The organism is Ruegeria sp. CF1 (assembly GCF_056537445.1).
This window is the reverse complement of sequence record NZ_JBQFRN010000001.1, coordinates 445,634-459,318: the sequence shown is the minus strand read 5'-3', so window position 1 is coordinate 459,318 and position 13,685 is coordinate 445,634. Positions and strand designations below refer to the sequence as shown.

The 13,685-nt window shown below is 56.6% G+C and carries 11 protein-coding genes; 7 read left to right on the top strand and 4 right to left on the bottom strand.

Features of this window, described 5'->3' with window-relative positions; all coding sequences use genetic code 11:
• Positions 1–6: 6 nt before the first annotated feature.
• Entirely contained in the window at positions 7–1,911 is a 1,905-nt protein-coding gene (locus ACRZ96_RS02295) for a cytochrome c3 family protein (RefSeq protein WP_480814291.1), read from the bottom strand.
• On the bottom strand, positions 1,911–2,768 hold the full coding sequence (locus ACRZ96_RS02290; RefSeq protein WP_170393012.1) for a YihY/virulence factor BrkB family protein: 858 nt from the start codon (positions 2,766–2,768) through the stop codon (positions 1,911–1,913). The genes ACRZ96_RS02295 and ACRZ96_RS02290 overlap by 1 nt, the downstream gene beginning before the upstream one ends.
• 158 nt (positions 2,769–2,926) lie before the next feature.
• Here ACRZ96_RS02290 and ACRZ96_RS02285 point away from each other — a divergent pair, with 158 nt between their 5' ends.
• On the top strand, positions 2,927–4,018 hold the full coding sequence (locus ACRZ96_RS02285) for an AI-2E family transporter (RefSeq protein WP_480814197.1): 1,092 nt from the start codon (positions 2,927–2,929) through the stop codon (positions 4,016–4,018).
• Between the two features lie 7 nt (positions 4,019–4,025).
• Here the strand turns inward: ACRZ96_RS02285 and ACRZ96_RS02280 are convergent, their stop codons facing one another.
• On the bottom strand, positions 4,026–4,706 hold the full coding sequence (locus ACRZ96_RS02280; protein WP_170421752.1) for a Crp/Fnr family transcriptional regulator: 681 nt from the start codon (positions 4,704–4,706) through the stop codon (positions 4,026–4,028).
• Between the two features lie 191 nt (positions 4,707–4,897).
• On the opposite strand from ACRZ96_RS02280, the gene ACRZ96_RS02275 reads away from it, so the two are divergent.
• Genes ACRZ96_RS02275 through cls form a run of 3 tightly spaced genes read left to right on the top strand, consistent with a single transcriptional unit; the run spans position 4,898 to position 8,979 of the window.
• Positions 4,898–6,508 (top strand): arylsulfatase, encoded by a 1,611-nt coding sequence (locus tag ACRZ96_RS02275; RefSeq protein ID WP_480453702.1) that lies wholly within the window; start codon positions 4,898–4,900, stop codon positions 6,506–6,508.
• Positions 6,509–6,568: 60 nt separating this feature from the next.
• On the top strand, positions 6,569–7,543 hold the full coding sequence (locus tag ACRZ96_RS02270) for an HAD family hydrolase (RefSeq protein WP_480814196.1): 975 nt from the start codon (positions 6,569–6,571) through the stop codon (positions 7,541–7,543).
• Positions 7,544–7,566: 23 nt separating this feature from the next.
• A complete protein-coding gene (gene cls, locus ACRZ96_RS02265) occupies positions 7,567–8,979 on the top strand; it encodes a cardiolipin synthase (protein ID WP_170405886.1) in 1,413 nt (470 codons plus the stop codon).
• Here the strand turns inward: cls and ACRZ96_RS02260 are convergent.
• The gene (locus ACRZ96_RS02260; RefSeq protein ID WP_480561461.1) at positions 8,976–9,578 is read right to left on the bottom strand and encodes a potassium channel family protein; all 603 of its coding nucleotides are present in this window, start codon (positions 9,576–9,578) and stop codon (positions 8,976–8,978) included. The genes cls and ACRZ96_RS02260 overlap by 4 nt on opposite strands.
• Between ACRZ96_RS02260 and ACRZ96_RS02255 the strand changes: the two genes are divergently transcribed.
• Genes ACRZ96_RS02255 through ACRZ96_RS02245 form a run of 3 tightly spaced genes read left to right on the top strand, consistent with a single transcriptional unit; the run spans position 9,577 to position 13,659 of the window.
• A complete protein-coding gene (locus tag ACRZ96_RS02255) occupies positions 9,577–10,224 on the top strand; it encodes an ABC transporter ATP-binding protein (RefSeq protein WP_480561460.1) in 648 nt (215 codons plus the stop codon). The genes ACRZ96_RS02260 and ACRZ96_RS02255 overlap by 2 nt on opposite strands.
• Positions 10,221–12,635 (top strand): ABC transporter permease, encoded by a 2,415-nt coding sequence (locus ACRZ96_RS02250; protein ID WP_480814195.1) that lies wholly within the window; start codon positions 10,221–10,223, stop codon positions 12,633–12,635. Before ACRZ96_RS02255 ends, ACRZ96_RS02250 begins: the two co-directional genes overlap by 4 nt.
• A complete protein-coding gene (locus ACRZ96_RS02245; protein WP_480704893.1) occupies positions 12,625–13,659 on the top strand; it encodes a lipocalin-like domain-containing protein in 1,035 nt (344 codons plus the stop codon). The genes ACRZ96_RS02250 and ACRZ96_RS02245 overlap by 11 nt, the downstream gene beginning before the upstream one ends.
• Positions 13,660–13,685 lie beyond the last annotated feature (26 nt).

Below are 13,685 nucleotides of genomic sequence, written 5' to 3'. Positions count from 1 at the left end.
TGCCAGTTATCTCCCGAGTTCCTGCGCCAGTTGCATTAAGTTCGGATCATCGGGAAGCACTAACAAGGCCTCGTCCAATGTCGCCAACGCAGCCTGAACACCGCGATTGATGTGGGCAAGTTGAACCAGCATCGGCCAAGCCTCAACGCGCTGCGGGTCGAGCGTTACAACCTCTCGGAACGCACGTTCTGCAGCCGGCGCGTTTCTGAGCGTAAGCGCCCAACCACCCAGCACCAAATGGGTCTCAGGAAAGTCCAAACGATTGGAAATGCTACGTTGCCAATCCGCCATGCCCTGCTGCGCGCTTGCGCGTTGGTCTTGCGCCATGGCCTGCGCTGGGACCGATAAGAACTCTTTCGCAGCCGAGATGCGTACATTGCGCATGGGGTCGGATAACAACGGCTCTAACCGCGAAGCGCGCAACTGGGCAGGAACCTGACGCTGCAGTACCGGTCCATTGGCCCGTATCAGTGGGTCCGGATCGGCTAGCAACGGTGCCAGACGCTCGGCAAGATCAGGCGTTGCAAAAGGTTGCAACAAATACAGAGCGGTTGCGCGAACGATACCTGCCTGCCCTTCATCCAGAGCGATCGCGACCAGCGTTTCAGGGTCGTCCAATTGACCACTGCCTGCTGCTGCAAATGTCGTGCCATAATGCGCCACTCTATAGGATGATTCCGGGAACCAGAGTTCAATCTGCTGCGCTGCCCAAGACTGATCTTCATCCGCATGGCAATCGGTGCAGGCATCAGTTCCGAGCCCCAGATCAGGGCGGGGAATGCGGAAGCTGTGATCGCGCCTGCCATCTACCCCCATATAGACACGCTCGATCATGTGGCAGTTCTTGCATTGGTCACCCGCAGAATTTTCAGCATGTTGGTGATGCGCGGGCGTGTCATAGTCGGCTTTCCGAAGGGTCGGGAAATCCGGGTTGCCAGCGGGGGAGTGGCATTGGGTACACAACCCATTACCCTCGGCTTTTACCTCAGCCCGGTGCGGATCATGGCAATTCATACAACCCACCCCTTCTGCATACATGCGCGACTGCAGGAATGAGCCATAAACATAGACCTCGTCCAAAATCTGGCCATCTGGGTGATACAAACCCGGTCGCAGCAACGCCAGGTTATAGGCGTCGTGATACGGCTTGCCGGGAAGCGGATTACCATCTTCCAACGCCTCGCGCCGGGAATGACAGCCGGCGCATTGCTGAATTTCCGCTTCTGTCTGCCCCCTGCCCCATGTCGTAGGGAATCCGAACTCGCTCAAACCGTCTTGCAACACTTTTCCGGTCGTCCACTCCAAATGCGCAGAACCCGGCCCGTGGCAAGCCTCGCACCCGACACCAATTTCGACCTGTGTCGAGGCATAGCGCCTTTCCTCAGAGTCGTAGTTCTTCACATAGCCGGTCGCATGACACTCGGCACAGCGGGCGTTCCAATTTTTGTACGGACCGGTCCAGTGCAGCCCATCATTCGGAGGCAGATCCTGATCCGGGTAAAGGTGGAACCAACGGCCCTTTTCGACGTCCCAAACCACATCAAAACTCTGCAATCGGCCGGGTTCGGTTTCGAAAAGATATTGCTGTAGCGGCGCGATACCAACCACTGAATGGACCGGATAGGTCGTTGTAACGCCGTCTTTTTCGGTGACTTGCGCCGTAAGAGCTCCATCTTGATCCGCAAAGGCCACGCTCATTCCATCATGCGAGAATCGTGTTCCATCGAAATCAGCCTGAACATGGCCGTCTTCCACCTCAGTCCAGGCAAGCGCATGGTATGAGCTTTCCCAGGCTTCGGTTTCTTCCTTATGACAATCCGAGCAAGCGACTGATCCAACATAGTCCTGCGCCTGCGACTGCTGCGCGGTTGCCCAAAGGATCGCGGTCACCAAGATTGCGCGGAGATACATCATTGCCCCTCTTCGTTTTGCAAATCGATCAGCGCGCCGTTGTATTCGGCCCCGAGGATCAGCATGGCCGAGCACAGGTACAGGAAAATCAGCGCCGCCATCGCCCCTGCAAGCCCGGCATACGTCGCGCTATAGGTCGCAAACTTGGCGATGTAGATTGAAAAGCCCCATCCACCTGCAGCCCACAAAGCCAATGTCAGGATTACGCCCGGCAAGATCTGTAGTAGGCTGTGCCGTCGGGTGGGCAAGATCAGATGGGCCAAAAGAACGGTGCCAGCGGGGACAGCCACGGTAAAGGTCCATCGCAGACGATCCACCGACAGCCAGTTGTCCACATCCACTGCCGTCTTTTCCGAAACCAAACGGGTATAGACCGGTAGAACGACTTCGACCGCCGCGATGGCCAGAATGGCAGCACCGCCGATTATGACCAGCACAAAGCACAGCAGTCGGGTCTTCCAGAACGGCCAATTGTCCGTGTCGTGATAGGCCTGTGCCATCGCCTTTCGCACAGCGGCGACTCCGTTTGAGGCAAAGTAGATCGCCAACAAGCCACCCAAAGTGATCACGCCCGAGCCCGCACCGGCCAGAACAGCACGCAGTTCTGAAACGATGGGATCGGCCACATCTTTGGGCCAGGCGCCAAATATCAGTTCGATCAGTTCATCGGTCACATAGCCCTGTGACAAGGCCCCTGCCAACGCGACCGTGAATAGAACGAATGGAAACAGGGCCATCATCAACGACATGGCGACGTGGCTGCTCATGACGAAGCCGTTTTTGTCATTAAATCGGCGCACAGCAAGCCAGAGCGCACGCAGGAATTGGCCGAACGAGGGAATCAAAACAGTTGGCATTGCGCTAGCCTAGCCTGCCTTTTCCTTTGGCAGAACCGCCAATCGGATCAGGCCACCGATTTCATGCGTATAACCTTCTGTATGGATTGCATAAACCCGCCAGCCTGTGCAGGATCAATCAAAACACATCCAGGCAGCACTCAGACCAAGGCCATCTTATGACCTCTGACCCAGAAAACAGCCCTTCCCGTGCGCGTCCGCAACTGAGCGTATTGCGGGATGTAGCGATCGTGGCCACGCTAATGGTGCTTGGCCTCTATGCAGGGGCAAACTTTCTGGTGCCGTTGACCATGGCGTTGCTGGTCAACGTGCTGATCCTGGCCCTTAGCGACCGGGTCATTGCAGTGACGCAGGTGCCAATATGGTTGGCGAATGTCGCGGGAGTAACGGTTGTATTGGCCGGTTTGTTCATGATCATGTACATTCTGGGCAGTCAGGCCACGCAGTTTGCACGCTCGATCAACACCTACGAAAGCCAGTTTGACGGGGCTGTTCATAGAATTACCGGGTTGGTCGGCAACGATGTCACAAGTTTCATCCGAGACAATCTGGTCAGCATCGATATGTCCTATGTCGCTCGGATATTGCTGGGCAGCGCCACATCACTGCTTAACCAGTTCTTCCTTATCAGCCTTTATGTCGCCTTTCTGATGGCCGAGCGGTTGGCCTTTCGCAAGAAAATCCAGCTTGCCGCCGGCAACCCGCGGCTGGGGGCTGACCTGGCCTTGGTTCTGGATGCGATTTCGTACAGCCTGCAGCGATATGTCGGCGTGAAAACCTTTATCAGTCTGATCACCGCCACCATCAGCTACGCTGTATTCAAAGCGCTGGGTCTGGAATATGCCGAGACCTGGGCCGTGCTGACTTTCGCCCTGAATTTCATCCCGTCAATCGGTTCGATCATCGCCGTCATCTTTCCCGCAATGATCGCTCTGGTTCAGTTTGAGACGATCGGGCCATTTCTCGTGATCGTTCTGGGGTGCGGCATACTACAGTTTCTAATCGGCAACTTTCTAGATCCGGCCATGCTAGGCCGATCGCTGAACATGTCGACGTTCCTAGTGATTTTGGCGTTGACCTTCTGGACCACGGTCTGGGGTCTGATCGGAGCGTTCCTGAGTGTGCCTTTGACCGTCTGCATCCTGATCATCTTCAGCCACATCCCCGCGCTGCGCCCGGTCGCGATCTTGATGTCTTTGGATGGAAGGCTCGGTGAGGATGATCACTCGTCAACAGAACATTCGGCTTGAAAGTCCGTCAACTTTGACAGCTAGCGACGAGGGCGCGTCGATCTTTCAACCTCAGCCGACCATACCCGCCTTCGATCAAGTCTAATTCGATAAGCCTGTGTAATGCTCGGTGAAGCGTTGGCGCAGAGACTGCAATCATAGCCGCCAGCTCTTCCTGCGAAACCGGTATCCAACCCTCTGCATCGGATGTCACCTCATCCAGATGCAGCAACCTCAGAACCAGCCGTTTCTCGGTGCCGGTCACCGCAAGATTGGCAACGATACGTAGGGCTTTTTGCATGTTTTCATGACTTAAGGCGTAGAAATCCCGAACAAAGTCAGGAGAATCCTGCACCAAGCGTTCTAACCGCGGGGCCGGAAAGAAAAGCGTCTCGGTTGGCCGAGTCGCCACCACGCTGATCAGCCGATGCGCAGTCGCAAACAACGCGAGATCGCCGATCCAAAAGCCACGTCCCTCTTGGTGTATGACAAATTCCTGACCGTCATCTGCGGGGACGGTGATCTTAACACTACCATCCAATACAGCGTGAATCCCGTTGGCGGGATCACCCTGGACAAACAAAGCTTCGTCAGCACCGTAAGTTCGGCGCACGGCACTGCGTAACAGAGCATCCTGAAAGGCGGGAGATCTGGTTTTGAACCAGGAACTTTCCTGCAGCGCGTCTAGATCAGTTTCAATTAATGCCATCTATATATTTAAACTTCATCATATGATAAATTTCAATCAGGCTCACTGGCCTACATTACTTACACACGAATCCCGCAATCTGGCTATTTTCGCGGGATATCCAATGCTTAACGACTGCAACTAATCCTATTCTGGACACAAGTCTCAGATAGTTCACAGGGACAAATTGTCCACAAGTTCAGGAGTAAAACATGTTAACTACAACCCGGTTCTTGGAAAACTGGCGTATCGGACTGCGCCGTACCGCAGCAGCGTCGATTGCCGTTCTGGTCGCACTGCCCGCATGGGCGCAGGATCAAAAACCCAACATTCTGGTCATTTGGGGCGATGACATCGGCCAATCCAACATTTCGGCCTACACAATGGGCCTTATGGGATACCAGACCCCCAATATCGACAGGGTCGCCGATGAAGGCATGATCTTCACCGATTATTATGGCGAGCAATCCTGCACAGCTGGCCGCTCATCTTACATCATGGGCCAATCGGTGTTCCGGACTGGACTGTCCAAGGTTGGCTTGCCTGGCGCCAAAGAAGGGATGCAGATCGAAGACCCCACGATTGCAGGGTTGCTTAAGGATCATGGGTACGTGACCGGCCAGTTTGGCAAGAACCACCTGGGCGACAGGGATGAGCACCTGCCGACAAATCACGGATTTGATGAGTTTTTTGGGAATCTCTATCACCTCAATGCCGAAGAAGAACCCGAGCATGAAGATTATCCCGGGGACGCGGTTCTGCCCGACGGGCGCACGTTCCGCGAGGCCTATGGTCCGCGCGGTGTGATCAAGTCCAGCGCAGGCGGCCCCATCGAAGACACCGGTCCACTGACACGCAAACGCATGGAAACGGTGGATCAGGAAACCCTGGAAGCTGCCGTTGAGTTCATTCGTGAGGCCAACCAGAACGGCACACCATTCTATGTCTGGTGGAATGGCACACGCATGCATTTCCGCACCCATGTCGGGGAAGAAATGCGCGAAACAGCCAACGAAATCCTAGGTAGTCCGGCCGATGAATACACGGCGGGCATGATCGAACATGACATTCAGGTCGGCCAACTGCTTGATCTGCTGGACGAACTCGGCATCGCCGACAACACTATCGTTCATTATTCCACCGATAACGGCCCGCATTACAACACTTGGCCGGATGCCGCTTCGACACCGTTCTGGGGCGAAAAGAATACCAACTGGGAAGGCGGCTGGCGCGTACCATCCATGGTGCGTTGGCCCGGTAAGATCGAAGCGGGTTCGATCTCGAACGAAATCGTGCATCACATGGATTGGCTGCCCACCTATCTGGCGGTCGCTGGCGACCCCGAAATCAAGGAAAAGCTGAAAGCCGGCTATTCCTCACCTGCCATGGGTCGCGACTACAAAGTGCATCTGGATGGCTACAACATCTTGCCACTGCTGACCGGTGAGACCACTGAAAGCCCCCGCCGTGAAATCTTTTATTTCACGGATGACGGCGACCTGTCCGCTTTGCGCTTTGACGACTGGAAGCTGATTTTTCTGGAGCAAAAAGCATGGGCTACCCTGCGCGCATGGATGGAACCATTCACGGAGCTGCGCGTGCCGATCATCGTGAATCTGCGCCGCGACCCTTATGAGCGTGGATACCGGACATCCAACACATACTATGACTGGATGATTGACCGGGTGTATTTCCTAGTACCGGCGCAGCAATATGTGGCGAGTTTCCTGAGTACTTTCCAAGAGTTCCCACCACGCCAGAAGGCGGCAAGCTTCAGTCTGGATCAGGTAATGCAGAAATTGGCCACACCGACTTCGAACTAGAAAACAAGACAGGGGCCGCCGTAAAGCGCGGCCCCTTTTTCCAGTATCAGAGGCTATTAAATGAGATTTCTCAAACTCACGGCGTTTATAGCCACCGTCCCCTTAGTGGCGTTCGCAGACCCACTGCCCAGTTGGACCGACTCAGCATCAAAACAGCAGATCATCGACTTTGTTGACGCGGTCAGCGACCCGGCGAATGAACTATATGTCACTCCCGCCGACCGGATTGCGGTGTTTGACAATGACGGCACGCTCTGGGCCGAACAACCGGTCTATTTTCAGTTCATATTTGCTATGGACCAACTGGCAGAGCTTGCTAAACAAGACCCATCGATCTTATCGACCCCAGCGTTGAAAGCGGCTGCTGAGGGTGATCTGAAAACCATTCTGGAAGGCGGGCACGACGCTCTGATCGAAGTGGTCAACGCATCGCATTCGGGCAGCAGCGTTGAAATGTTCCAAGCGTCGGTGGCCGATTGGCTGGGCACTGCACGACATCCCGAGACCGATCTGCCCTACGACCAGATGACCTATCAGCCGATGGTCGAGCTGTTGCGCTACCTGCGAGATGAGGATTTCAAAACTTATATCGTTTCAGGTGGAGGCCTGCATTTCATGCGTGTCTTCGCCGAACAGGCCTATGGCATTCCGCCCGAACAGATTCTGGGCACTTATGGGGAAACAACTTATGACAGCGAAAACGGCACGCCCGTAATCAACAAGGCCCCCGGCATCGCCTTCATCGATGACAAAGAAGGCAAGCCAATCAACATCGAGCGCACCATCGGCAAACGCCCCATTTTTGCCGGAGGAAACTCGGACGGGGATTTTGCCATGCTTGAATGGACCACTGCAGGCGACGGGCCACGGCTGGGCGTTTTGATCCATCACACTGATGCGGATCGCGAATGGGCCTACGACCGCGAAAGCCCGATTGGACGGCTAGTCGATGGGTTGGACAAAGGCCCGGATATGGGATGGGTCATTGTTGATATGGCCAACGACTGGTCCCGCATCTACACTGGGGCAAACTAAGCAACCCGGATCGCTGCGCCCCGATGTGGACATTACTCGTCTCGTTTTTTCTGTTTTCACTCTATTGCGTAGCGGTCGTCTTTGCAGTTCGCGCTGCGCAGACTGCACGCACACCACAAGGAGCGGTTGGCTGGGTTGTGTTCCTGCTGTCGGCCCCGATGTTTGGCGTGCCGCTGTATCTATTCCTCGGTCACCATCGGTTCAGAGGATACCGGATCGCTCGGCAAGAAAGTGAGCGCGTCGTCGAAGGGATCAAGACTTTTGCCGATTTCTCGAAACCCGACCCTCAGACGATGCGAGTCAATCCTCGCGCGTTTGAAGCGCTGGCCCATTTGCCCGTCTCACGTGGGAATGGAGCCGAGCTGCTGATCGACGGCAAAGCTACGTTTGATGCCATTCTCGACGCCATAGATAAGGCCGAGAATTACGTTCTGATCCAGTTCTACATCGTCCGGGATGATGATCTTGGGCGAAGGGTGCGGGACCGGCTGATCGCCGCGGTCAAGCGTGGCGTACATGTTCGGTTCATGACCGATGCAGTGGGTAGCTATGGCTTGCCGTCCAGCTATTTTGAGACGCTGCGCCAGGCCGGTGTGGATGTTGCAGATCCCCGCGAACAACGCGGGCCCAATTTCCGGTTTCAACTGAACTATCGCAACCACCGAAAAACTGTGATCGTGGACGGCAATGTCGGCTTTATCGGTGGTCACAACATCGGCGTTGAATACTTGGGGCAAAGCCCTCGGTTCGGTCGCTGGCGGGACACGCATATCAAGATGACCGGCCACGTTGTACGGCAACTGCAATTGATTTTTACCGAGGATTGGCACTGGGCGCGCAACGAAGATCTGATCGACCAACTCGATTGGGCTGGAAATGAATCTGATCAGGACATGAATGCGCTGCTGGTGGCAACGGGCCCGGGCGACGAAACAGAAACCGGCGCAATGATGTTCTTTGCGGCCATTTCTGAGGCGAAAGAACGGCTTTGGATCGCCTCGCCCTATTTTGTGCCCGACATCGACATCATGACCGCGCTACAGCACGCGGCGTTGCGTGGTGTGGATGTACGAATACTCGTGCCGGATGTCATCGACCATCGTCTGCCCTGGCTGGCCGCTTTTGCCTATTTCGACGAAATCCGAGACTGTGGCGCCCGGGTGTTTCGCTATACCGACGGCTTCATGCATCAAAAAGCGTTTGTTGTAGACGATACCTTGGCCGCCGTTGGCACCACCAATCTGGACAACCGATCTTTCCGTCTGAACTTTGAGGCGATGGCCCTGTTCTTTGATCGTCGCGCAGCAAACGCAGTGGCTGCGATGCTGGAAACTGATTTTGAAGCAAGTTACGAATTGACCCGCAATTTGCCGCAGCAACCGTTCCACATCCGTTTTGGTGCGCCGCTTGCACGGTTGTTTGCACCGATCCTCTAGTTCAGGAACCGTTCTTCAAAGACCCGCGTCATGAGGGCCACCAGGAACGCGGTCGACAGCCCAAAGGCCAGTAGGCCCGTGACCGATGCAAACGCTCCGAAGATGCGCAGCCCTTCGCCCAAGACGATGTCGCCGTAACCCAGCGTTGTGAACGTCACCAATGAGAAATAGAGGGCCGAATTCCAATCCGGCAGCACATCACCCCACACCCAGACAATCGCCCAGATCCAGACCTGAACCGTATGGGTCAGCACGATAAACACCAGCGCCACGCTGATCGGGCCTGCGGTTGCAAGGATAGTGCTGCGCGTCTCCCATTTCGCTACCAGTTTTCGGATGACCAGAACGCACCAGGTCAGCAGCATGATTTCGATCAGAAAACAAATACCCAGATAGAAGCTGCCCCAAATGATTTGTTGCGACAATGTCATGTAAACGGCCTTTGTTCTGATCGCTGAAAGCTGTGCAAGCATGGGGGTTTCGCGCGTTGCCGACAACCCCATGCGATGCGTAAGGCTGCGGCGAATAGAACCGATCTCGGCTCTGGACACTGGCGCGCCGCGTTGCACATTGTGACGGGACCAGATGAGAGTTTGCATGTTGCTATCAATTAATCACGTTCGAAAATCCTATCCCGGTGGGAGACCTGTCCTGACTGATGTTTCATTGACGCTGGAACAGGGACAGACCTTGGCGCTGACCGGAGAAAGTGGCAGTGGCAAAAGCACATTGTTGCATCTGGTGGCGGCGCTGGATGGGTTTGATGGCGGAGAGATTACTCTGGACGGGCGCGCCATGTCGGCCCTGAATGATGCGGAACGCGCCGAATTGCGTCGCGGCACCCTGTCTCTGGTCTTTCAGCAGTTCAACCTGATCCCGTCGCTGACCGTTGCCCAGAACCTCTCGATCCATGCGCGACTTGCGGGTCGGAACGACCCGGATTGGGTTGTCCACCTGACCGAGCGCCTTGGCCTGAGAGAACTGCAAGACCGCTACCCCGAGAACCTTTCGGGCGGACAGCAGCAGCGGGTTGCCATCGGACGCGCCATGGCGATCCAACCACGATTGCTGCTAGCGGATGAGCCGACGGGCAATCTGGACGAAACAGCAAGTGCGGTGGTGCTGGACCTGATGCTTTCATTGGTTGCCGATACCGGCGCTGCGCTCCTGCTGGTCACTCACTCGAATGACATCGCCAGCCGTCTCGACCGACGTGCCCACCTGACGGGCGGGCATATCGCATGACACGCGCTGCGGTCCTGGCGCTGGTGTCCCATTGGCGGATGCACCCATTGCAATTGATGACGCTTCTGACGGGTATCGCGCTGGCAACTTGTCTGTGGTCGGCCGTGCAAGCCATCAATGCCGAAGCGCGCGCGAGCTATGAACGCGCCAGCACCCAGCTTGCCATCGGACAATTCGACGAATTGCGCGCCTCCGGTTCCACGATCCCTCTTTCCCGCTACTCCGAGCTCAGGCGCGCAGGCTTGCAAGTGGCGGCCGTCTTAGAAGGCACGCTGCGCATCAAGGGCCGTTCCGTACGTCTGATGGGGGTGGATTTGGTGGCCTACCCTGTCCTGCCCGCGATCACCCAGATCGAGCAAGGCGCGGATGCCCCCGACCCGGCTGATATGCTGACAGCTCCGGGGCGGCTGCTGATGTCACCCGCCCTGGCCCCGCTGTTTCAATCTAACGACAAATTCCCACCGGTGCTTTCCAGCACCGCGCTGCCACCTGATCTGGTGCTCACCGATATTGGAGTGGCCGAGCGTCTTCTGAACCGTCCCGGTCAGATTTCCCGTCTGGTGATCTTGCCCATTCAGCCCCGTGGTGTCCCGTCTCTGTCAGAACTTGCGCCTGAACTTCAACGCATTAGCCCCTCGGCCCGGTTGGATACCGCGCAACTTACCGACAGCTTTCACCTGAACCTCTCAGCCTTCGGCTTGCTGTCTTTCGCCGTCGGCCTGTTCATCGTTCACGGAACGGTCGGCCTCGCCTTCGCGCAGAGGCGTGGCACGATCCGTACATTAAGGGCGTTGGGCCTTCCCATGCGGGGCCTGATCTGGATCGTTCTGGGTGAATTGCTTCTCTTGGCCCTGATCGGTGGCCTGTTCGGGTTAATCCTGGGGTATTTTCTGGCTGGAGCCTTGTTGCCTGATGTCGCCGCCACGTTGCGCGGCCTCTACGGGGCAACAATCGACGGGCAGATGTCATTACGCCCCCAATGGGTCGCCGCAGGTCTTGCGATGGCAACAGGCGGCACGTTGGCGGCCAGTGGCCACGCTCTTTGGCGACTTTCGCGCATGCCCATCCTCGCAGGGCCGGGCTTACAAGCTTGGCGTGGCAGTAAAGCCTCGGCCCAGATTACAGGCGCGTGTGGCCTAGCCCTGCTAGCATTGGGCTTTATCGCATATTTCACAATCGGCGGACTTATCGCAGGGTTTGCCTTGCTTGCCGGGATGCTGACCGGAGCGGCCTTGTTGCTGCCGCTCGCACTGTCAGGGATATTGACCTTGTGCCTGCGCCGGGCCCGCACGCCTGTTGGTCAATGGGTGCTCGCGGACATGCGGGCGCAATTGCCCGGTCTGTCACTTGCGCTGATGGCCTTGCTGCTAGCGCTCGCCGCGAATATCGGCGTGGGCACAATGGTTTCAAGCTTCCGCCTCACCTTTACTGGCTGGCTCGATCAACGGTTGACCTCCGAACTCTACGTGACCGCAGCCGACAATGCACAAGGCGCAGCCCTTATCGATTGGCTCGCCCCAAGGGCGTCAGCTGTCCTACCCATTCGCAGCACCGAATTGCCGCACGAGACCGGGCCGTTGTTTCTGTACGGGATTGTTGATCACGATAGCTATCGCAACAACTGGCCACTGATCGCCAAGGATCCCGACGTCTGGGACAACGTCCTGTATCGCGGCGCCGTACTCATCAACGAGCAACTCGCACGACGCGCGGATCTATGGCCTGGAGATACCATCTCGATCACACCCGAGCACAGCTTGCCGATTGCAGGTGTCTATTCCGATTACGGGAACCCGACAGGTCAGGCCATAGTCGCTACGCCGATGCTAGATCAGATTGCCCCGGATACGGATACACGCCGCTTCGGCATTCGCATCGCACCGGATCAAGCCTCGGAGCTGGCACAGGCGTTGCGTGACCAATTTGACCTACCCCCATCGGCAGTTGTGCAGCAGGCCGCTATGAAAGCGCAATCGATGGCTGTTTTTGAGAAAACTTTCGTCGTCACCTCAGCGCTGAATGTGCTGACACTGGGCGTTGCGGGGTTCGCGATCCTCACCAGCTTGCTGACATTGTGGACCCAGCGCCTGCCTCAGGTCGCACCGGTCTGGGCGCTGGGCCTTACGCGCGCGCAACTGGCCAAGCTAGAGCTTCTGCGCAGTGTCCTGCTTGCGGTGATGACCGCTTGTCTTGCCCTTCCATTGGGCCTTGTATTGGCATGGGTGCTGCTGGCCGTGATCAACGTGCAGGCCTTCGGATGGCGCTTGCCCATGTATTTGTTCCCAACTGATTGGCTGAGCTTATTCCTGCTGACTCTGGTTGCCGCCGTGCTCGCAGCGGCCCTACCCGCATTACGATTGCTCCGCCTACCACCTGCTGCGCTGTTGAGGGTTTTTGCCAATGAACGTTAAAGCCTTCATTCTGTTCATCCTCCTTCCAATTCCCGGTTGGGCGCAGGGTTATGCCGGGTTGGGCGGCAATGCGGATGGCTTTACGCGTCCTGAACCGGGCTACAGCTTTCAGTTTCCGCAAGATCACGGCGCCCATCCGGATTATCGGATTGAATGGTGGTATCTGACGGCAAACCTCAAAGACGCAGAGGGTCGCGACTATGGCATACAATGGACCCTGTTCCGATCGGCCCTGAAACCGTCCGAGGCTGACGGCTGGCAAAGCCCGCAGATCTGGATGGGCCATGCCGCGCTCACAACGCCAGAAACACACTATTTCGCCGAACGACTCTCTCGCGGCGGTGTCGGACAGGCTGGCGTAACGGCCCATCCGTTTGAGGCATGGATCGATGAATGGCACATGCGCGGCGATGATTTGGAAACCCTCAGCCTGACAGCAAACGGATCAGATTTTGGGTATGATCTGACTCTGAAGGCCCAAGGCCCATTGGTGTTTCACGGGGCCGAGGGGTATTCGGTGAAATCCGCCGATGGTCAGGCAAGCTACTACTATTCACAACCCTTCTACTCGGTCGAGGGCACGCTCCACCTGCCCAACGAAGATGTCGAAGTCGCCGGCCAGGGTTGGCTGGATCGCGAATGGTCTTCGCAACCCTTGGCCGAAGATCAAAGCGGCTGGGACTGGTTCTCGCTCAGCTTTGACGACGGTGACAAGCTGATGGCCTTCCGCCTGCGCGGGGATCGAGGGGATTTCACGGCCGCTACGTGGATTGAGGCCGATGGGCAAACGACCCCCCTACCTGACGGCTCAGTCCTGCTAGAACCCCTTGAAACCGCCCGCGTGGCACAACGTGACGTTCCGATCAAATGGCAGGTGTCGTTGCCGGATCGCGGGATCGATGTTGAAGTCGATGCCATAAGCCCGAAAGCCTGGATGGGAACCCGGTTCGAATACTGGGAAGGCCCAATCACCATCACAGGCAGCCACACAGGGCGCGGATATCTTGAGATGACGGGGTATTGAAGCCGAACTTCAGCAATATATTCAGA

Bases quoted from the DNA above. Each gene is read 5' to 3' on its own strand.
- cls (WP_170405886.1), top strand. From the start codon at position 7,567: ATGTGGACATTACTCGTCTCGTTTTTTCTGTTTTCACTCTATTGCGTA.
- ACRZ96_RS02270 (WP_480814196.1), top strand. From the start codon at position 6,569: ATGAGATTTCTCAAACTCACGGCGTTTATAGCCACCGTCCCCTTAGTG.
- ACRZ96_RS02255 (WP_480561460.1), top strand. From the start codon at position 9,577: ATGTTGCTATCAATTAATCACGTTCGAAAATCCTATCCCGGTGGGAGA.
- ACRZ96_RS02295 (WP_480814291.1), bottom strand. From the start codon at position 1,911: ATGTATCTCCGCGCAATCTTGGTGACCGCGATCCTTTGGGCAACCGCG.
- ACRZ96_RS02250 (WP_480814195.1), top strand. From the start codon at position 10,221: ATGACACGCGCTGCGGTCCTGGCGCTGGTGTCCCATTGGCGGATGCAC.
- ACRZ96_RS02275 (WP_480453702.1), top strand. From the start codon at position 4,898: ATGTTAACTACAACCCGGTTCTTGGAAAACTGGCGTATCGGACTGCGC.
- ACRZ96_RS02280 (WP_170421752.1), bottom strand. From the start codon at position 4,706: ATGGCATTAATTGAAACTGATCTAGACGCGCTGCAGGAAAGTTCCTGG.
- ACRZ96_RS02285 (WP_480814197.1), top strand. From the start codon at position 2,927: ATGACCTCTGACCCAGAAAACAGCCCTTCCCGTGCGCGTCCGCAACTG.
- ACRZ96_RS02260 (WP_480561461.1), bottom strand. From the start codon at position 9,578: ATGCAAACTCTCATCTGGTCCCGTCACAATGTGCAACGCGGCGCGCCA.
- ACRZ96_RS02290 (WP_170393012.1), bottom strand. From the start codon at position 2,768: ATGCCAACTGTTTTGATTCCCTCGTTCGGCCAATTCCTGCGTGCGCTC.
- ACRZ96_RS02245 (WP_480704893.1), top strand. From the start codon at position 12,625: ATGAACGTTAAAGCCTTCATTCTGTTCATCCTCCTTCCAATTCCCGGT.